20 protein-coding genes, 1 tRNA gene and 1 other annotated feature are annotated in these 20,677 nt (G+C 34.1%); of the genes, 16 read left to right on the top strand and 5 right to left on the bottom strand.

Translation table 11 applies throughout. The features are described from left to right. Positions 1-10: 10 nt before the first annotated feature. The 3 genes from ETSB_RS10720 to ETSB_RS07630 all read left to right on the top strand — a co-directional run bounded on the left by ETSB_RS10720 (position 11) and on the right by ETSB_RS07630 (position 1,622). On the top strand, positions 11-208 hold the full coding sequence (locus ETSB_RS10720; RefSeq protein WP_332403811.1) for a hypothetical protein: 198 nt from the start codon (positions 11-13) through the stop codon (positions 206-208). Positions 209-220: 12 nt separating this feature from the next. Further along, positions 221-388 (top strand): insulinase family protein, encoded by a 168-nt coding sequence (locus ETSB_RS10725; RefSeq protein ID WP_332403812.1) that lies wholly within the window; start codon positions 221-223, stop codon positions 386-388. Between the two features lie 364 nt (positions 389-752). Then, a complete protein-coding gene (locus ETSB_RS07630) occupies positions 753-1,622 on the top strand; it encodes a fructosamine kinase family protein (protein WP_044107247.1) in 870 nt (289 codons plus the stop codon). Between the two features lie 61 nt (positions 1,623-1,683). Here the strand turns inward: ETSB_RS07630 and ETSB_RS07635 are convergent, their stop codons facing one another. The 3 genes from ETSB_RS07635 to galE form a co-directional block, all read right to left on the bottom strand. Beyond that, positions 1,684-2,118 carry a hypothetical protein gene (locus ETSB_RS07635; protein ID WP_232509886.1) on the bottom strand — a complete coding sequence of 145 codons (435 nt, stop codon included), beginning with the start codon at positions 2,116-2,118 and terminating at the stop codon, positions 1,684-1,686. A 5-nt stretch (positions 2,119-2,123) separates the two neighbouring features. Then, positions 2,124-2,405 (bottom strand): hypothetical protein, encoded by a 282-nt coding sequence (locus ETSB_RS07640; RefSeq protein WP_044107248.1) that lies wholly within the window; start codon positions 2,403-2,405, stop codon positions 2,124-2,126. A gap of 287 nt (positions 2,406-2,692) precedes the next feature. Then, positions 2,693-3,700 carry a UDP-glucose 4-epimerase GalE gene (gene galE / locus ETSB_RS07645; protein WP_044107249.1) on the bottom strand — a complete coding sequence of 336 codons (1,008 nt, stop codon included), beginning with the start codon at positions 3,698-3,700 and terminating at the stop codon, positions 2,693-2,695. Between the two features lie 818 nt (positions 3,701-4,518). Between galE and ETSB_RS07650 the strand changes: the two genes are divergently transcribed. From ETSB_RS07650 to ETSB_RS07700, 11 genes are all read left to right on the top strand, one after another. Further along, positions 4,519-6,189, top strand: a complete 1,671-nt coding sequence (locus ETSB_RS07650; RefSeq protein ID WP_044107251.1) for a SulP family inorganic anion transporter — start codon at positions 4,519-4,521, stop codon at positions 6,187-6,189. Between the two features lie 229 nt (positions 6,190-6,418). After that, positions 6,419-6,847, top strand: coding sequence for a phosphate-starvation-inducible PsiE family protein (locus ETSB_RS07655; RefSeq protein WP_145972255.1), 429 nt, complete (start codon positions 6,419-6,421; stop codon positions 6,845-6,847). A 1,219-nt stretch (positions 6,848-8,066) separates the two neighbouring features. Then, positions 8,067-8,429, top strand: a complete 363-nt coding sequence (rplS, locus tag ETSB_RS07660; protein WP_044107253.1) for a 50S ribosomal protein L19 — start codon at positions 8,067-8,069, stop codon at positions 8,427-8,429. 94 nt (positions 8,430-8,523) lie between these two features. Beyond that, positions 8,524-8,596, top strand: a tRNA-Trp gene (locus ETSB_RS07665). 140 nt (positions 8,597-8,736) lie between these two features. After that, positions 8,737-8,940 carry a preprotein translocase subunit SecE gene (gene secE / locus ETSB_RS07670; protein ID WP_232509926.1) on the top strand — a complete coding sequence of 68 codons (204 nt, stop codon included), beginning with the start codon at positions 8,737-8,739 and terminating at the stop codon, positions 8,938-8,940. Then, the gene (gene nusG / locus ETSB_RS07675; RefSeq protein ID WP_044107255.1) at positions 8,940-9,557 is read left to right on the top strand and encodes a transcription termination/antitermination protein NusG; all 618 of its coding nucleotides are present in this window, start codon (positions 8,940-8,942) and stop codon (positions 9,555-9,557) included. Before secE ends, nusG begins: the two co-directional genes overlap by 1 nt. A gap of 2 nt (positions 9,558-9,559) precedes the next feature. Next, the gene (rplK, locus tag ETSB_RS07680) at positions 9,560-9,985 is read left to right on the top strand and encodes a 50S ribosomal protein L11 (protein WP_044107256.1); all 426 of its coding nucleotides are present in this window, start codon (positions 9,560-9,562) and stop codon (positions 9,983-9,985) included. A gap of 76 nt (positions 9,986-10,061) precedes the next feature. Next, positions 10,062-10,778 carry a 50S ribosomal protein L1 gene (gene rplA / locus ETSB_RS07685; protein ID WP_044107258.1) on the top strand — a complete coding sequence of 239 codons (717 nt, stop codon included), beginning with the start codon at positions 10,062-10,064 and terminating at the stop codon, positions 10,776-10,778. A 64-nt stretch (positions 10,779-10,842) separates the two neighbouring features. Next, positions 10,843-11,014: a sequence feature (ribosomal protein L10 leader region), on the top strand. A 40-nt stretch (positions 11,015-11,054) separates the two neighbouring features. Then, positions 11,055-11,624: a 50S ribosomal protein L10 gene (gene rplJ, locus ETSB_RS07690; RefSeq protein ID WP_044107260.1), complete on the top strand. Its 570-nt coding sequence runs from the start codon at positions 11,055-11,057 to the stop codon at positions 11,622-11,624. A gap of 72 nt (positions 11,625-11,696) precedes the next feature. After that, positions 11,697-12,098: a 50S ribosomal protein L7/L12 gene (gene rplL, locus ETSB_RS07695; protein WP_044107262.1), complete on the top strand. Its 402-nt coding sequence runs from the start codon at positions 11,697-11,699 to the stop codon at positions 12,096-12,098. Between the two features lie 1,510 nt (positions 12,099-13,608). Further along, complete coding sequence (locus tag ETSB_RS07700) at positions 13,609-13,947, top strand: hypothetical protein (RefSeq protein ID WP_044107263.1); 339 nt, start codon at positions 13,609-13,611, stop codon at positions 13,945-13,947. A 58-nt stretch (positions 13,948-14,005) separates the two neighbouring features. Here ETSB_RS07700 and ETSB_RS07705 read toward each other — a convergent pair whose 3' ends face one another. Continuing rightward, the gene (locus tag ETSB_RS07705; RefSeq protein ID WP_044107264.1) at positions 14,006-15,478 is read right to left on the bottom strand and encodes a M16 family metallopeptidase; all 1,473 of its coding nucleotides are present in this window, start codon (positions 15,476-15,478) and stop codon (positions 14,006-14,008) included. Positions 15,479-17,236: 1,758 nt separating this feature from the next. Next, entirely contained in the window at positions 17,237-17,860 is a 624-nt protein-coding gene (locus tag ETSB_RS07710) for a DUF938 domain-containing protein (protein WP_171816436.1), read from the bottom strand. A 103-nt stretch (positions 17,861-17,963) separates the two neighbouring features. Here ETSB_RS07710 and ETSB_RS07715 point away from each other — a divergent pair, with 103 nt between their 5' ends. Further along, positions 17,964-18,413 (top strand): hypothetical protein, encoded by a 450-nt coding sequence (locus tag ETSB_RS07715; protein ID WP_044107268.1) that lies wholly within the window; start codon positions 17,964-17,966, stop codon positions 18,411-18,413. Between the two features lie 1,078 nt (positions 18,414-19,491). After that, positions 19,492-20,487, top strand: coding sequence for an acetyl-CoA carboxylase carboxyl transferase subunit alpha (gene accA / locus ETSB_RS07720; RefSeq protein WP_044107269.1), 996 nt, complete (start codon positions 19,492-19,494; stop codon positions 20,485-20,487). The last annotated feature ends 190 nt before the right edge of the window (positions 20,488-20,677 follow it).

Below are 20,677 nucleotides of genomic sequence, written 5' to 3' on the forward strand. Positions count from 1 at the left end.
TCAACTTGAATTGGTAATAGCACTGACAGTAGGTAATCTTTCTGTAGAAATGTTAATTTACATTTTAGCGACGAGTTTGAGTCAAACCTGTAAGTATTCTAGAATTAAGCCCCAAAATAAGCAAAAGAGAAAAGAGGTTAAGTTTTTATTTAAAGTTTCTTTTGCTAGAATTGTGCGTCGGGAATTTGATGATTCCAGTGTACGGTAATCTCGCTTAATAATGATGTGGCAAGTTCCTGAGTTAGTTAAATTAGATAGAATCTATGCTTTGAATGTATTAGCAGTTATTTTAGGGCAGAGAAAAATCTCGCGATTATGTCGGGATTTACGCGAAGACAAGAAGTTAGTTTCCCGTATTAACGTTAACAATATAACCCCCAAAATTTAAGACATATTTTATATATTAGCTCAATGACTATCAGAAAATGTTCTGGAGGTGGAACGAATTATCATTGAGTAAATTACCAATATCAGGCAAATATCAGTGATTGAAACTGAATTGAATTGTGTACGAATTCAGGTAGCTAATCGGTTTGTATTTAGTAGTGAAAGTCCGAGCAATCGTACTCATCTTTATGGGGATTATTATTCTCAGTTACAGTATTTGGAATCAGCTTTGATCTATCCAATCGTATACAAGCTCTGAGTTTAGAAAATATCCAAGAAGCTGCTTTTGATTATTTGTCTTCTAAAAACTATAGGATTAAGGGAGTACATTCTACTCATAAATAATTATTAATTACTAAACAAAAATGTGGACACAAATTGCTCAACATATTTCTCAGGCTACTCAACAGGAGTTTCGGACTAAAAACCGACGTTCTGTTAATGGAGGTTGTATCAATCAATGTTACTCCTTAATTGGGGATAACATTACCTATTTTGTTAAAATCAACCAAGCTTCCCAGGTAGAAATGTTTGCGGCTGAAGCATTGGGTTTAAAACAGATATCAAACACTAAGACCATTCGTGTTCCTCAACCAATTTGTTGGGGAATAGCAGAAAAAACTAGTTACATTGTACTTGAATGGATGAAATTTGGTCGAGGGACTAATCAATTTTGGGAGGAGATGGGACGTAAATTGGGGACGATGCATCACCATCAAGGGGCTGATCAATTTGGTTGGGAACAAAACAATACGATTGGTTCTATCTCTCAGATAAATATTTGGACTGATAGTTGGGCAGATTTTTTTGCAGAATACCGTATTGGTTATCAATTGAAGTTGGCAAGACGACGTGGGGGAAATTTTCCTGACTGTACTCAAGTTGTGGAAATGGTTAGGGAATTATTAGCCCATAGACAACCTAAACCTTCTTTGGTACACGGGGATTTGTGGTCAGGAAATGTAGCGGTAACTCAGGAAGGAGAACCGGTTATTTTAGATCCTGCTACTTATTATGGCGATCATGAAGTTGATCTAGCGATTACAGAACTGTTTGGAGGATTTGGGCGTGGATTTTATAGAAGCTATAATGAAGTTTTTCCTTTAGAAAAAGGTTATCAAAAACGAAAAATGATTTATAATCTTTATCATATTATAAATCATTTTAATTTATTTGGAGGTGGATATAGAGCCCAGGTTAATCAAATGATTCAGAGAATTATAACTAATGGATAATGCTGAGATACTGAAAGTGTATACCCAAATTGAGGGCGATAGGTTACCTTATTATTAACTATTATTTGGATTGACAATAACTATTTATTCTATTTCCCAATTCTGGTTCTTTTTGACCTAATTGTTGCAGTTGCTGTTGCATCAACTTAACTGTGTTGATATCCTTTTTTTGTAATGCGAATATGAACTGCCGAGTTGTTTGAGCGTATCCTTGGTAAATATTAGCAAATTCTAGCTGATATTTAACTAAATTTTTATCATAAATAGATAGATTTCTCATCTCAGCTGCTGCTTTTTCAAAAGAGTCAGCCACTTGTAATGCTTTTTGGATATCTTCTGTTTTACGATTAGCGTGGCTTTCTTTAGCGATTGCTTGAGTAATTGAGATTATTTTTTTACATTGAAAGACTCTATTTTCAGAACAACTAACTAAAATTATATTCGGCAAAATAATTAACAATAGAGCGATTATAAAAATTTTTTTAAAAAAAGTCATTGTAACTAATTAGAAGAAGTAGTACTGTTTACTAAAGTTCGGAGAATATTAGTTAGTTGAGTCAACTGCTCGTTTGATTCACTTTGCTTATCTATTAAGGTTTGTATAGATTCAGTTAAAATAAATATTTGATATCTCTGCTGTTGTATTTGATTTTTTTGTCGTTCTATTTTTTTAGATACATCATTTATTTTTTTAGCTAATTCTTCTACTGTATTTGTAGTTGCAATTATGGCTTCTCCTATATTTTTTATGATGTTGGTTAATTGCTCAGTTTGATCACTCATTATATTGTTTTCCTTCACAAAGCACCGATATTATTATATAATAATATCGGTGCTTTGTGAAGGAAAATTTCTGGGGTTTTGAAGTAATAGTTTAACAAGTTTATTAATTTGGTAAGTTGACACTGAGTACAATCTACCCAAAATAGGTTTTAAGTTTACCTCACTTGTCCGTGAGGTAAACTCTGTATTACTGGCCAAGTTCCTTAATTTAAGCCATCATTAAGAAATATTAACCAAGCACAAATCTATAAGTTTGAAGAATTTTTAGCTAAAATTAGATATTTTTCTTACTTATTTGCATTTCCATGACGTTTTTGATGCCAATACCAAGCATGATTAACAATTGTTTCTAAGTCTGGATACTTAGGTTTCCAACCCAGGGCAATCCGGGCTTTTTGGCTACTGCCGACTAGGATAGGGGGATCTCCTGGACGACGATCATTTTCTTGAACTGGAAAATCGATCTGCGTTATTTTTTTAGCGGTTTCAATTACTTCGCGTACGGAAAATCCATTGCCATTGCCCAAATTGAAAACATCACTTTTTCCTTCTTCTAAAAGGTATTCTAATCCTAAGACATGAGCTGAAGCTAGATCATCAACATGAATATAATCTCTAACTGCTGTTCCATCTGGAGTATCATAATCTGTCCCAAAAATAGACAGATAATTCTGTATTTTTAATGCTGTTAATAACGCTAAAGGAATTAAGTGGGTTTCGGGATGATGATCTTCTCCTAACCTTCCCTGGGGATTGGCTCCTGACGCATTAAAATAACGGAAAGCGACAGACTTTAAATTATAGGCTCGATCAAAGTCTTGCAAAATTTGTTCTATCATTGCCTTACTAACTGCATAGGGACTCAAGGGATTTTGGGGATGGTTCTCCATCATTGGAATTTGTTGAGACATTCCATAGATGGCGCAAGTAGAGGAAAAGACAAACCTTTTGATGTTGGCAGCTAACATAGCTTCTAATAAAGTCAAGGTACCAACTACATTATTACGATAATATCGACCAGGATTAGTTACTGATTCCCCAACAGCAATGTAGGCAGCAAAGTGCATCACTGCCGCAATGTCGTGGTGGGCGAAAAGTTTATCGAGTACGGGACGATCATTCATATCTCCCACAATCAATTTAACTTGTAATACATCCTCAACAAATTCAGGATGTCCTTCGCTGAGATTATCTAAGATGATTACGTTGTATCCCGACTCTTGGAGAGCAAGTACAACATGGGAACCAATATACCCTGCTCCTCCTGTTACTAAAATAGTAGATTTTGTGACCATGAGATCTCCTTAAAACTTTATGATTAATAGGACATAAGACACAATAATGAACATCTCTATTCCTTTAATGGTCCTCTCTCTTAATTTAAGATAAGGTATCAAGTTGATTAAGAAAACCAATTATGAAGAGTCTTAAGTCGAAGATGATTTATGTTAAAAACTTTTAAATAAAAAAATATCTTCATAAGAATGGTTATTGATCCAGTCTTTGAAATTGATACTTAAAAAGTAATCTGATTTACTAAAAAATTTAATCTATTAAAATATTGAAGTAATAGATCTAAAAACTAATTAACAAGAAACCCATGGACAAGTTTATAGACGCATAATTTACTTTAGTCATAATCAATCTTAATTAGTTAATTATATAAAAAGTATCTTTCTTTATCCTCTACTATTTATCTATTAAGACGCTTTAAAAGTAGCAATTATTAATTTTTTCCAATAAAGACTAGACCGTTTGCATAAATAATATTTGAATTGTTTTAAATTAACTTTTCCTTTGACTTTGATGATATTTAATTGCTCACCGATTAACAGCATAAACTTAGGTCTTAAGGACTTGACTTTTTTGTTGGTGAGGTTGTAGCCTTCTTGATAGATCAAAAACTATCAAGAAGAGTAATTGTATAAAATATAATCTGTCTTATATAAGTCCAACCATTTTGGCAATAAATAGGTAGATTCTCGCGTAGTTCTGGGATTCAACTCAAAGTTGAATAAAAATCTAAAAAGGCTCGTACAAAAATGCTTAAAATAAATTAAAGAATCTAGAGAAAATAACTAAACAAAACAATGTAATTAACTTTTAACAATACATGCAGATTATTAATCGTATTCACTTCAGAAATCTACGGGGCGATATCTTTGGCGGAGTTACCGCAGCCGTGATTGCCCTCCCCATGTCCCTGGCTTTTGGAGTAGCTTCGGGAGTGGGAGCGATTGCCGGACTATGGGGGGCAGTATTAATTGGCTTTTTTGCTGCCTTATTTGGTGGAACACCCACCTTAATTTCTGAACCTACAGGTCCGATGACAGTAGTGATGACAGCTATTGTAACCAAGATGATTGCACAAAATCCAGAAAACGGCTTAGCCATGGCCTTTACTGTAGTAATGTTAGCAGGGATTTTTCAGATCATCTTCGGCTTGTTAAAGTTGGGAAAATACGTCACCCTCATGCCCTATACGATAATCTCGGGGTTTATGTCAGGCGTTGGAATAATTCTTATCATTCTTCAGTTAGGACCACTCCTGGGTCATGTTAACCCTAAAGGAGGAGTCAATGAGGCGTTGAAGGCACTGCCCTATTTTATCACAACACTAAGTCCAACTGAAACAGCTTTAGGATTGTTGACAATAGCCATTCTTTACTTAATGCCCTCTAAAGTTAAAAAGTTTGTTCCCTCTCAATTAATTGCCCTCATAGCAGGAACTTTAATTACAATTTTCTTTTTATCGGAAGCAGATGTCCATGTCATTGGCGAAATGCCTACGGGACTTCCTCAGTTATATTTTCCTGCCTTTTTCCTCGGCCAAATTAATGAAATGTTGGTAGATGGTCTTGTTTTAGGGATGCTTGGTTGTATTGATGCTTTATTAACCTCTGTCATTGCTGATAGCTTAACTCAGACTCACCATGACTCTAACAAAGAACTAATCGGTCAAGGAATTGGGAACTTGGTTTCTGGGTTGTGTGGGGGACTTCCTGGGGCAGGATCCACCACGGGAACGGTGGTCAATATCCAAGCAGGGGGACGCACCGCTTTATCTGGTTTGAGTAGGGCTTTTATTTTGTTGATTGTAGTACTTTGGGCTGCTCCTTTAACCAAGAATATTCCCTTAGCGGTTTTAGCTGGTATTGTCCTTAAGGTGGGGATTGATATTATTGACTGGAAATTCTTAAAACGCGCTCACAGACTTTCAATTAAAGCAGCAGCTATTATGTATGGGGTAATGCTGCTAACTGTATTTTACGACTTAATCACGGCAGTTAGTCTTGGAGTGTGTATGGCTAATATTTTAACTATTCAACATTTAGCAGATATTCAATCCGATCTGGTCACAACAATTGATACGCCCGATGATAAGACTCTATTATGTGATACAAGCAGGCGTCTTATGGAAAAAGCTAACAGACGAATTATGCTCTTAGAGTTGAGCGGTCCTATGAGTTTTGGGGCAGCTAAAGCGATTACTCAAAGACAGGCAATTATAGATAATTATGATGCTCTAATTATTGATTTAACGGGTGTTCTCTTATTGGGAGTAACAGCAACTTTGGCGATTGAAAAAATAATCGATGAGGCCGCTAAGAAATCAATAAAAATTTATATTATTGGGACTAATATAAAAATTAAAGAGCGATTACAAAAATTTGATATTTTTCAACGTATTCCTCCACAAAATCGTTTTGATAATCGAGTAGCTGCTTTGCATTTTGCGGTTGCTAAACTCGAAGAAGAAACACTACAAAAAATTGATACATAGATGGGTACAGGTGTAGTTAAGTTTTATACTAAAAAATCATCTATCAAAAATGATTCCACTTTAGTTCCGGAAATTTTATTGAAAAATCACTCTGTTCAACAGAGATTAATAAGTGTATGTAGAATAAGAAGATGGGGTAAGTATTGTTTTATTTTTTTCAGAAGTATTTTGTTTTTTCAAAAAAATAACTACTAGTTAACAAACTATTTTAAATAGACAAAGAATAATTATGAAAATGTTTGAAGATGAAAAATTTTTGTGTTTTATTCACATTATTGAGAATTTTGTTTCTAAAGTATTGTCATTAGCTCTAATTCTTGTTATTTTTGTTTCCCTTTTTGAGCTTATTTTAATTCTTTCAAAAGACTTATTGGCGAAGGAACCTGTTGGATTTTTTGGTCCAACTATTATCGAAATTTTTGGTCTATTTATGAATGTTTTGATTGCGCTAGAACTTTTAGAGAATGTTACTGCTTATCTAAAAAAACATATTGTTCAAGTAGAACTAGTGGTCGTAACTGCCTTAATTGCTGTTGCTCGAAAAATAATAATTTTTAATCCAATTAAACATCAAAAGTCAGATTTATTTGCTTTAGCTGCAGCAAGTTTAGCACTTTCCATTAGTTATTGGTTAATTCGCAAAGTCAATCAGAAATAGAATGGATTATGGCAGTACATTTTAAAATTATTTCATAAATTGTTTATACAGTAAATTTCAAGAGAACTGTAGAGTGTATTAGCTGCAATACATAAAGTAAATAATCCTACTATTTTATAGTATACAAACAAAGAAACCCAACCCAAACTACTATGTTTTCTAAACCTACTTGTACTAATGTCTTCTCTTAAGAAGACTTTCTTAAACTGGCAGTAGATTTATATTTTATTAGCTCAATTATCTCTCAGATCAATAATCTCTATCTCTTTTAATTAAGGAATAGTTCTCAATCTTCTAATTTTGAATGAGAAGATTGAGAACTATCAAAGTTAACTCGTTACCGACAAAACCACTCTCAGCCAAGAAATAAAAGGCATTTATCATAGAAGATAAATTTGTTAGAGATAAAACTGTCGTTTGAAAAACGTATTATATATTGAATTTTTTAGGTAATCGGCATTGGCTTCTTTATCAAAAACTTTATCCGATTCAATGGTGAAAAAGATAGGTTAAAATTTTCCCTGAGTAATCCATAACAAAAGAATACTTAGTCAACGAGCTATAAAGTAATATTGCTTTATTCGACAACGCCGGCTAAATTTATAGATCATAGCGTAATCAAACCATCATTCTAAACAACTTCTGACAGTTAACTGTCAGAAGTTGTTTACCTAGGAAGAAAATACCTTAATTAAGGATATTGAATCGGAATTAGTTTATCATTGGGTTTATTTTGGTAATTAATTTTTTGAATTAATAGGATTTGTTTATAAGTGATTGTTCACAAATATTCTCTGTTGATTGACTCGTAGTTAAATCCTTTAGCTCAATACATTGAATCTTAGTAGCTATAGTCAAATTTTTTTTTACTCCATTCATAGCCTGACTTAAATAGCAAACTGCTACCACCACTAGCTGTTAACAGATTACTTAAAAAGCTCTAATATACCAATAAATATTTGGTGTTTTGCGGATTACACATACTGTTAAATTTACTTTGTTTTAAGAAAAACTGAATGTGCCTTGTCATAAAACAACACAACCATCTGTCATCGTTATTGACAGACGAGATACTAAAAATTTAGACGGAATAAGAATTTAGGAAAGAACATCTTTAATTATAAAAATTTAAGGATTACTTTATATAAATTTTACGGTGGTCTGTATCTAATTAAAGAAAGTAAGGTATGATAAAGAGCCGTGAGTTTTTGCTAAAGTCATGAACGCCCAAGAAACTATCAAGTTAATTGAAACCGAATACATTAAGACGAATTTGCCTACCATTCATGTGGGAGACACTGTTCGTGTCGGAGTCCTTATTAAGGAAGGGGGGAAAGAAAGAACCCAGCCCTATGAAGGAACAGTGATTGCTATGCGTAATGGTGGAATTAATGAAACAATCACTGTCCGCAAGATTTTCCAAGGTGTAGGAGTTGAACGTGTCTTTTTATTACACTCTCCTAGGATTGCTAGTATTGAAATTATACGCAGAGGGAAAGTCCGCCGTGCGAAGCTTTACTATCTACGTGATCGTGTCGGTAAAGCAACTCGCATACGTCAACGTTTTGATCGTCCTTTATAAATTTTTTCAACAACGGCGCACACAAACAAAAGCGTAAAATTGCGCTATGCTTGGAAAGCGGTAAGGATTAACTATCAGTTATCCCTCAGACTGTGCGCTCTTAGTTCAGTTGGTAGAACGCAGGTCTCCAAAACCTGATGTCGGGGGTTCGAGTCCTCCAGGGCGCGTTTTTGTGCGGCTCAAGTGAACTATTGAAATGTCTATAAATTATCGAAAATAACAACAAAAGATGATATGTAACTGTATATTAAGTAATGTGTAAGTATAGGTAACTGTGGTTAAAAAAGAAAGCCCAAAAGTTGAGCAGATAAAGCCAAAAGCCAACAATAACGAAACCCCAAAATCCAATTTTGTTGGGAATACTCAAGATGAGTTGACCAAGGTTATCTGGCCGTCTAGACAGCAACTACTTAGTGAATCGGCGGCAGTCATCCTGATGGTTAGTTTAGTGGCTACGGTAATTTATCTCGTTGATAATCTTTTCAGTTGGGGAGCGGGGAAGGTATTTTAATGAGTTTTGCCCAAAATAACTCACCGGAAATAGAACAGCTCGAAGAAAGGCAAAAAGCGGCTCGTTGGTATGCTGTTCAGGTTGCTTCTGGCTGTGAAAAGCGGGTTAAAGCAAACTTAGAGCAACGGGTTCATACCCTAGATGTAGCTGATAGAATCTTGCGGATCCAAATTCCAAAAATACCCACGATCAAAGTCCGTAAAGATGGTTCTCGTCACCATGGGGAAGAAAAAGTCTTCCCTGGCTATATTCTGGTGAGAATGATTATGGACGATGATGCTTGGTTAGTTGTGAAAAATACTCCTAACGTGATCAATTTTGTGGGGTCAGAACAAAAGCGTAGTATTGGTAGAGGAAGGGGACATGTTAAACCAGTCCCCCTGAGTTCAGGGGAAGTGGAACGAATCTTTAAGCAGGTAGAAGTCCAAGAACCCGTCATCAAAATCGATACAGAAGTGGGAGATAGAATAATCGTTCTCTCAGGTCCGTTTAAGGATTTTGAAGGGGAAGTGATAGAAGTAAGTCCAGAACGTAGTAAAGTGAAAGCCTTACTTTCCATTTTTGGAAGAGACACCCCAGTTGAACTGGAATTTAACCAAATAGAGAAGCAAAATTAGCGATGGCCAAGAAAGTTGTTGCAATGATTAAACTTGCCCTTCCTGCGGGAAAGGCTAACCCCGCCCCTCCCGTAGGACCTGCCTTGGGTCAACACGGGGTGAACATTATGGCATTTTGTAAAGAATATAATGGCAAAACGGCAGATCAGGCTGGAATGATAGTCCCTGTTGAAATTTCCGTCTACGAAGACCGAAGTTTTACTTTTGTCCTGAAAACGCCTCCAGCTTCAGTATTAATTCGCAAAGCGGCCGGAGCTGAAAAAGGTTCAAGCCAACCGAATAACCAGAAAGTAGGCAGTATTACTCGTAATCAACTACGAGAAATTGCTCAAACTAAAATGCCTGACCTTAATGCTAATGATATTGAAGCGGCAATGAATATTGTTGAGGGAACTGCTCGTAATATGGGAGTTACCATCAACGATTAATAGATAGTCTGAATTACTAAAAACTAACTTAGGGGAGAAGCTTTGCTTCGTTATTGACCCAAGGAGAAAATTACTCATGGCTAAAAAACTCTCAAAACGCTTTAAAGAAGTATTAGCTAAAGTTGACAAAGACAAACTGTATGAGCCTTTAGAGGCTTTACAACTGCTAAAAAAAACGGCAACGGCTAAATTCAATGAATCGGCAGAAGCTCACATTCGTTTAGGCATTGATCCAAAATATACTGATCAGCAACTAAGGACTACAGTTTCTTTACCCAAGGGAACTGGTCAAGAAGTTCGTGTCGCTGTCATTGCTAGAGGGGAAAAAGTTCAAGAAGCCAGCAATGCGGGAGCAGATATTTACGGTTCAGAAGAATTGATTGAAGAAATTCAAAACGGAATGATGGACTTTGAGGTTTTGATTGCTACTCCTGATATGATGCCAAAAGTTGCTAAATTGGGACGTATACTTGGTCCTCGTGGGTTAATGCCTTCCCCTAAGGGGGGAACAGTAACGGCTGAGCTAGAAAGTGCAATCGTTGCATTTAAAGCAGGAAAACTAGAATTTCGTGCTGACAAAACAGGGATTGTTCATGTTATGTTTGGTAAGGCATCTTTCACGCCTGAGGATTTGCTAGCCAATCTCAAGGCCTTACAGGAAACCATTGAGCGTCAGCGTCCCTCCGGTGCTAAAGGGCGTTATTGGCGCAGTGTATTTATATCGGCTTCTATGGGACCGTCGATTGGCATTGACATTAGCGAACTAAGAGATCTAAAATTGACTGATGTTTAAGGTTATCGTGATTGAGAAATAACTATCAGTTAATTTAAGTTAAAAAGCAACCCACTACAACTGAATGTTCGTTTGGCTTATGCTGCAGACAGCAGGGGCAATTTGCTTAATGTCCTGCCGAGGTTGAGGCCTGAAGAAAGTTAAGTAGTAAAGATTTAAAGGATTAATTTACCTTTTTGTCCTCTTCTTATCCGACCTCAGCCCCGGCAAAATGCTGGGGGTTTCTTTTTTGGGCAATTAGTTAACGTTCCTAAACTTAAGAAGGTAAAAACATCAATGGGAAGAACCTATAAAAACAAAGGAACTGTGATTACAGATCTTAAGGGACTCTTGAGTGAAGCTCAGCTTGCCTTTGTGATTGATTATCAAGGGTTAACAGTCGCTGAAATCACTGATCTACGTAGCCGATTACGTCCAACAGGATCAGTGTGTAAGGTGACAAAAAATACCTTAATGAAGATTGCAGTCAAAGAAGACGAGACCTGGAAACCGATGATGAAGTTTCTGAAAGGTTCATCAGCTTTTGTTCTCGTCAAGGATGATGTCGGGGGTGCAATTAGGGCTTATCAAAGTTTTAAAAAAGATACCAAAAAGACTGAATTTCGCGGCGGTGTCATGCAAGGACAAGCCCTAGATGAAAGTCAAGTGACGGAGATCGCCGACTTACCCTCAAAAGAAGAACTGATGGGTCGATTTGCTGGAGCGATTAATTCACTGGCAACCAAACTGGCCGTTGGCATCAAACAAGTGCCTTCGTCTGTGGGACGAGGCATCAACGAAGTTCCAAGTTCTTTGAGTCGCGTCATTGGCGCAATGTCCAACACGAAGGAGGGAGATGTAACCTAAGTATCTGCATCTATTTAAACGATTGTTTGTCCAATTATCCACTTTTTTTATTTACTTTCAAGGAGTTAAATTATGTCTACTGCAACTGATGAAATTCTCGAAAAGCTAAAATGTCTGACTTTATTAGAAGCGTCAGAATTAGTAAAACAGATTGAAGAAGCCTTTGATGTTAGTGCTGCTGCCCCTGTGGGTGGTGGTATGATGATGATGGCTCCTGGAGTTACGTCCCCTGGTGCTACGCCCGAACCCGAAGAGGAGAAGACTGAATTTGACGTCATTCTCGAAGAAGTTCCCAGCGATAAAAAAATCGCTATCCTTAAGGTAGTTCGTGCTATTACTGGTTTGGGACTCAAAGAAGCCAAAGATATGGTGGAATCTGCGCCTAAAACCATTAAAGAGGCTACTGGTAAGGATGACGCTGAAGAAACTAAGAAGAAACTCGAAGACGCCGGTGCTAAGGTCAGTGTAAAATAGTTTTTCTGACTAGTATCTAGGTATGCTAGGGGTTAACAATTGTCAACCCCTACATGTTGGCTAAAAGTTAAAATTGTAAAGGATCAGAAAAAGTGCAAATTTTAGTAATAGAACAATTATATTTTTGTTGTTTATTATCTTGATCAAGAGTACTTATTACTTGAATAAAATTATTGCAATTTTTATTTTTATCTATTTAGTATAACTTCCATATATTTGGTTGTAGCTAAACGAAAAATAACTACAATAATGTATTACAATTACATAGTAATTAATTAAATTTAATTCAAAGAAAGTGTTTTAAATTATTTCTCATACTTTTTTGCCTTATCTACCTACATTATTAGCTCATATAAAAAATATATGAAGAAAGGTGTTTTAAGACTAAATCCTCTTACCGTTCTATTCTAAGAATTACAAGCAATCTAACTAGTAATAATAAGTTGTTTCTTTTTTCTTTAATTAAATAATATTTATTACATTTTATTAGTTGTTTTAAGATACTCATAAACTAGAGGCTCATCTAATAACATCTATAATCTTTATGCCAACTTACTTTCCATCATTGGAGAGTAAGTTGGCAAATATTTTCTAGTAATTTATAAAGTAATTTTTATCTTTTTGTTAAGACAATGGTTATAGTTGCCATATTAGGTAGTTTTGCGCATAAATCATACTAAACCCAATACCTTAATTTGATTTATCACAAAGATAGACTCACATTGACTTGTATTTATTGTGGTTTAAACACCAGGAAATGTCATGAAAATAATAAATTAATTATTAAAGATTTATGTTTAACTGAAAAGGCTGTCTATCTCAAGAAAAAGTTTTTTTAACCTTTAAATAAAATGTAGTAAAAGTAAATAGATTAATTGAACAAAAAATAGAGATAATTTTTAACTTTATGTGGTCCTGAATAAAAATTTTACTAGTTAATTTTATACCATGAGTTTAGTATAACAAAATATAAAAAAAACAATACAAACTTGAATTTAAATACTGAAATATGAAGAAAAAATTTTTTTTACAGTTATACTTAAAATCTGATGAGAAAAAATTATATCAGTTGGTGAGGGCTAATTTTATTAATTATAGGAGGCTGCACTCAGTCAGCTAATATGATAGTGCGCTATTTTCCAAGTAAGCTGGTAGAATCAAATACGCATATTGATTCTAGTTTAATTATTAACTTTGCCAGTGGCATAGGAGACATATTTACCCTTGCTTATCTTCTTAAAGGAAGCCATAATATCTAATCTAAATTAGATTGTTATGCCGTAATCATCTCAAAGTGTCCTTATCCTAATTTTACATCATTCTTTATAGAAAAAATTTTTAATTTATACTAAATAGCTACAATTCATGTTGTCGGCAATAGTATTTAAACTTATCTTATACACCCTAAATTCAAGAGATTAGTTATTTACAGCAATAACCTTATTAATTTTAATAAAAAATAAAATTTAAAAATAAAAACCTTATAGTTAATAACCAAATTAAGCGTAAGATGCCCTTAAAATTTAAACAGAAACAACATCAAGGCTTTGTCATAATTGATTTGATCATTGGAGTGATAATTTTGACAATGATTATTGTCATTGCCTTCTATAATTTCTTGGAAACCCCGGAGAGCCGTCAAATTAGAAGACTAGCTGTCAAAAATTTAAGAACTTTTTCCCACGGAAATAAATTGAACGCTTTGAAATGTGAAGGACAAGACAAAGATGAAAATGGATTAGTTTTGTGTCAGGCAAAAGACAGACAAGGAAAAACCGTAATCCTTCAATGTGGTTATGATCAAAGACACCAATATTGTACAACCCAGGCAATAGGGAAGGGGGAATAGAAACATAGCTAAGCATTGAGAGCTTAGCTATGTTTCTATTCCCCTGGGTCCCAAATGTTCAACTTTTATTTGATTGAGGAATAGTAATATCAATAGTAGTGATGGTTTTCTCTAAAAGAGAAAGAGGAGGTTCAATAGCTTCCCTATTACCAACAACTAAGATGATCATCTTTTCAGGAATCAGGTATTTTTGAGCAACCCGTTGAACATCTTTAATAGTAGTAGCCTTAACTCCCTGTTGATAGCTAAAAATAAAATCTTTATGGTAACCATAATATTCATAAGTTATCAGACGGGATAAGACTTGACTTGGATTTTCAAACTTAAAAACAAAAGAATTAAGAATGGATTCTTTAGCTTTAGAGAGTTCTTCTTCAGTAATGGGTGTTGTCCTTATCCGTTCAATTTCTTGCATAAAAGAGCCTATAAAAGGAACTGTGGTTTCAGAACGAGTCTGTCCTCCGCCATAAAACATCCCTGAATAGTCATAGGCACTATTCCAATAGCCATAGACTGAGTAGGCAAGTCCTTGACGTGATCGCAATTCATTGAATAACCTTCCTCCAAATCCGTTAACCACACCATTTAAGACACTCAATGCTGGATAATCAGGACTATCAAATTGTCCGCCTAAATGTCCTATTAGGACACTACTTTGAGTCAATTGAGGTTGATCGACCAAAAAGAGTCCTTGAGTATATTTCTGTCTAGCAGACGGGATTGTAATGTTTGGTTTAGGAGTGAACGGTTTCCAATCTCCAAAGGTTTCATCAATTAAAGTTTTCATAGCTTTGAGATCAAAATCTCCCACAACTCCCAAAATCATCCCATCGGGGCGCACATAGTTTTGATAAAAAGTGATGATATCCTCACGGGAGATATTATCAATGGTGCTGTACTCCTCTGTTCGTGCGTAAGGACTGGTATCACCATAGACTAACTTACGAAATTCTCTACTAGCAATATCTTTGGGATTATCATTGCGCCGTGCAATTGCTCCTTTATATTGGGTTTTGACTAATGTTAGTTGTTCTGGAGTGAATGCTGGCTCACAAATCACCTCTTTAAATAAGTTAAAGACAGTTTCAATGTCTTCAGTCAGGGCATTAAAACTTGCTTTCCCTGATGCAGTACTAATACTGGTTTCTACGTGGGCTGCCCGTTTTTCAAGAAGTTCGTTTAATTCTTCGGGGGAATGGTCTTTGGTTCCTCCTGTTCGCATCAGTATTCCAGTTATTTCTGCTAATCCTACTTTATCTGATGGTTCCAGTCGTGATCCAGTACGAATAATAGCGGTGCCATTTATCAATGGCAATTTATGATCCTCCATTAAATAGACCACCATTCCATTATCAAGTTCATAGCGTTCGTAGTCAGGAATAGTAATTTCAGGGAGAGGAGGAAATTCCAGTTCAGCATAGTGCTTTGGAATTTGGGCAATCGCAGGAACCCGGAGGATCAATACAGAGAACATGGTAATACAAATCAGGCTAAGCCAGTGAAGACGTTTCAATGGTTTTTTCTGGGTCATAGATAAATCAAGTGATGTTAATCCTTTTCATTGTGATGCATTGAGGCATCAACTCGTTGCAGCAGATGTCCCTATCTTGTTTATCCATGTTTTAGTGAATATGTCAAATATTTTTAATAAAAACTTCCCGCAAGTGAACTAAATACTAATTAAATTAGTATTTAGTTCACTTGCGGGGTTTTTGGTAAGATTTTGGTTAAATTTTTATGTAATTTAACCAAAATCCTGCTCAAAAAAATATTCACGATTATTTATATCCAATAATTGTGAATAGAAAAGTAAAAATAGAATTATACAAAATATAAACTATACATATATTTGCCTATTAGAGATTATTAGAGTTTAAGTTAATACTGGACTGATAACTTTTTTAGTAGCTAAGACTTTGATTTTAATAATCAGTATATTTTTGAGAGTTTATTGATTTTCTCTTAAAGCTATTGGAGGTTTTGTGATTATATCTAAAGCTTCGAATTCCAAGGATATCAAAGATATGATAAATATTCTTTTTTTACATAACTTTACTAAAAACTAAAAGAGTAACGTTATGTTTAGCTATGATCTTTTTAATTAATTTAAAACTATCCATATTTTGAATTTATAAATTAGTGCACACTACTTGTAATTATACTTTATACATTAAAATTAAAGCACGAATAGCAGTAATATAATTGACTAAATAGATGAGTTTAAATAAAACTAGTAATTAGCTAAAAATAATAATTTTTAAGCATAAAAATATAAAAAAATGATTCATTATTAAAAAGTTTTCAAGGTAGAAATTTAATAGCATAAACACTATGTTAAAAAACAAGATAATACAAATTATGTTAAATCTTACTAAGAATAATTATGCCTTTAATTTTTTAAAAAAATTTTTTATCTATTTTGAAATAATGCGATAATTATTTCAAAATAGATAAAAAATTTAATCGACTTTCGAAAAAACATAGATTCAACAAAAGCTAGAGATATAGAGAAAGTATTTTCAGCTTATTTATAGTTTAAGTAGTTATTTTCTTAGACCTTAGCAAACAATAGAAAGTATACAAGTATTTCTTCATAGACTAGAAAAGTACTCTTTAATTGAAGCAGAACAACTTAATGTTACAGAACAGTTACTAGAACAAGATAACGCTACTTTTATATAAAAACTAAGTACTTGCTTACATAGACAAAATAGATATTGAAGTTCATATCCTTGCCGTATATTACTTTATCCCAAAACTAAACCCAACCTCAAAAAATACTTCATGCCCTAGAACCTTGCACAGATAGAATTCAATTTTTTAGATCTAATTTTGATTAATTAAATTAGCCATAACTCATCACTTTCTCAGACAAACTAAAAGAGAACTAGCTCATGAAAAACTTTCTAATAATCTAAAAAGAAATATCACCTTAATCGGAGCGCTCACCACATCAAGCTTGTTGCTCTCTTATCCTCTTGGCAAATAGATAAATAAAGGAGGTTTTTTTGCTGATAAAACAGAAGTAAATGCCACACAAATCTATGGATATAAGCTTGTATGATCATGGAGAGTTTACCGACTTATAAAGCAACAGACGTTGAAAAATTAATAGAATATAAGGAGGAAAAGTCCTATTCTTATCTCTTTGTAATCGCTCTTTTTTTACTACTTTAATATTTAAATCTTATTCTAACAATATTTATATTAGTGACAGTAACCTGGTATAATTTTTTTGTACTACTTTAAACCTATTTTCGCTATTCTGTCAAACTATCAGAACAGGAAGTCAATTTTTTTTTAAAACAACAGATAAGTTATTTACTGGCATATTAACTATTTTCATAAACTTTAATCCTTGCTGTTGAGAAATTTTAATAACATCTTCAAGATTACGAACTCCCCAAGCTTTATTTTGAAGGGAAAGAGACTCATCAAATAACTGATTACTAGGAGCAGTGTGTTTACCTCCTTGTTTATAGGGTCCATAGAGATAAAGAATACCTCCTGAAGGCAATAAATTTCCTGCTCCTTCGATTAACCCTAAACAAGCTTTCCAAGGGCTAATATGAATCATATTAATATTGACAATTGCTATGATTTTTAGATTTTTTAATCCTTCAGTCCAAGTAGAATTTAGTACATCTATATTTAGAGAAGACTGACAATTAGGAGAGTAACAAAACTTTTGCCATGCATCAATACTTTTCCGTCGCATCGCATCAGGTTCAGAGGGTATCCATTGATAATTTTGGAGTTTTGAAGCAAAATAAACGGCGTGTTCTCCTGTGCCACTAGCAATTTCTAAAATATTACCTACGGGAGGTAAAACACTTACTAGAGTCTCCAAAATAGAATCACGGTTTCGTTGTGTTGCGGGAGCATACTGTCTTAAATCATTTTCACAAGTCATAATAATCCGCTTGAACTTAATAGACGTTTAATATCTAATAATAAAGAATAGCATTAAGATAGCTATAAACAGAACACTGATTAAATGAGAGAAAAAAAATAAAATGAGTCAGCAAACAACAGCACTGATGCTCGGTGGAGTCTTACCAGCATTAATGTTTGGGTTTTCTAATATTTTTATTAAAGTTAGTAACTCTAGTGGAATTTCAACAAGTGCCTATGTGACCATTGTCGGAGTAGCAGTCACCTTAGTAGGAATCATTAGTGGCTTTACCGCAGAACAAAACTTTATGGTTAACTCTAAATCAATTTTTTTTGCCTTATGTGTTGGAGTAACATGGGCATTGGGACAATTAATGATTGCCTTAGCTCTTCAAAAATTCCCAATTCCTCTCTCAGTTATATCTCCTATTTTTAATTCTAATACTTTAGTTACTGTCCTTATTGCTTTAATTATTTTTAATGAGTGGACTCAAGTATCTATGGGATGGTTATGTACAGGAGCTTTTTTAACCACTATTGGGAGTATTGTAGTTGCCCGTTCACTTGTTTAGTATAATCAAAAAAATGAGAGTATACTATATAAGTTATACTAATTTTATCGTTATTAACTGATTTAACTTGTTAGATAGTTAAGCTATATAGATAAAAGTTTCTATACAAGTAACAAAAAAAGTCAGCATTTACTGACTTTTTTATGGAATAAGGGTTTTATTTTTTATTAGTACATTAGTTAAGTACTGAAAATTTTGTTTTGAAGTTATTGATCAATAACTTATTATACTTAGTATATAAAAACTATATTTTTTGTGTGAAAATTTTTAAAAATTTCTATTTTATTTAATCGATATATCTTTAAAAGAAGTGAAGTTTGATATATCAAGTTTAATTCTCTTCACTACTCTGTGCTTCACTCTTATTTCTAAGCAATGTTCTTTACCTGTAATTTTTGATATCAATTATAGATAATTATTTATACTTATTTTTTATTTAGTTTGTTTCTTTTGGCTATATTTTATATATTATTATTTTAAGCTTTCTTAAATATTTTTATTTTTGATATTTACATGGTAATTTCGGTATAATTATAGTATACATATTTTTATCCTCATAACTGGATTCAAATATGTTTAATTATATATGCTATCTATAATAGAATATATTACTCTAATTATTTACTTTTACTTTATATATTTAAATGTAATTTAAAATAGAGAAATATAAATATATTGTCTATTGTTGGGCACATATTTTTGTCCTAAATACATTAGACAGTACTGACAGATTTAATTTATATAGAACTAAGTTTTTTAAAATATAGAATACACTCATTATCAGAGTGAGTCTTAAAAGTTATTAACCGCTAGTTAATCATTTTCAGTATAGAAGGGCAAAAGTCTTTAGATATTTTTACTTAGTTAAATTCATAAAAGAATTACCCCTCATTGTAAATTTAAAATCTAGTTTTTCTAGAATAGACAAGAAAACAGATAGTCAAGTTTTATGTTCTATTGAATGACGGGTATTAACCGTAATGTTCACTAAATTAGGTTAAAATCAATAGAATAGCATTATCTTATATCTTTGTATGTTCCCAACCGTCAATAGAAATTAAACCGATAAAAACGAACAATGGCAAAAACTGAACGCCGAACCTTTCTTTTGGACTTTGAAAAACCCTTATCAGAATTAGAAGCCCGTATTAGCCAAATTTGGGAGCTTGCCGAAGAGAATAATGTTGATGTATCTGAACAAATTGCTCAACTTGAACGACGGGCTAATCAGCTATGCAAAGAAATTTTTAGTACCCTTACTCCATCCCAACGGCTGCAATTAGCCCGTCATCCCCGTCGCCCTAGTACCCTTGACTATATTCAAGCAATTACTGATGAATGGTTTGAATTACATGGTGATCGTGGTGGGTGCGATGATCCTGCTTTAGTAGGAGGAGTAGCGCGTTTAGGAGGTCGTCCTGTCACTATTTTAGGAGAACAAAAAGGACGAGACACTAAGGATAATGTCGCCCGTAACTTCGGAATGGCTTCTCCTGGAGGTTATCGTAAAGCCATGCGTTTGATGGAACGTGCCAATCGATTTAATCAGCCAATTTTAACTTTTATTGATACTCCTGGAGCTTGGGCGGGGGTAGAGGCTGAAAAATTAGGGCAAGGAGAAGCAATAGCCTATAATTTACGGGAAATGTTTTGCTTAAATGTCCCCATTATTTCTACTGTTATTGGAGAAGGAGGATCAGGTGGGGCATTAGGTATTGGGGTAGGTGATCGCTTATTAATGCTTGAACATGCTGTCTATATGGTAGCTACGCCAGAAGCTTGTGCCGCCATTCTCTGGAAGGATGCCAAAAAATCTCCCCAGGCAGCCACAGCCTTAAAAATCACGGCCTCAAATCTTAAAGAATTAGGTATTGTAGATTGCATTGTTCCTGAACCTTCTGGGGCAGCTCACACGAAACCCCTAGAAGCTTCATCTATACTAAAACAAACCCTTCTCGATACCCTCGATGAACTCTGTTCTATGACAGCTGAGGAACTACGAAAATTACGCTATCAAAAATATCGACAGATCGGTAAATTTGTTGAGAATGAAGAGACAATTACCAACGAATAATGTCTTTTTTTTTCGAGGAATAAGTAATTATCTATAACCTGAAATTTACTGCCTGAAATTTAGGGCTCTATATTTCTAGAATGTTATAATTACATCAGATGACGATCCGTAAAAATATCTAAAGCAAGCAAGACGGTGAGCTTATTTTCATTTGGGTACCACTGTCCCTTATCTAGGGTCTCATCTCCTA

The organism is cyanobacterium endosymbiont of Epithemia turgida isolate EtSB Lake Yunoko (assembly GCF_000829235.1).
GTDB lineage: Bacteria > Cyanobacteriota > Cyanobacteriia > Cyanobacteriales > Microcystaceae > Rippkaea.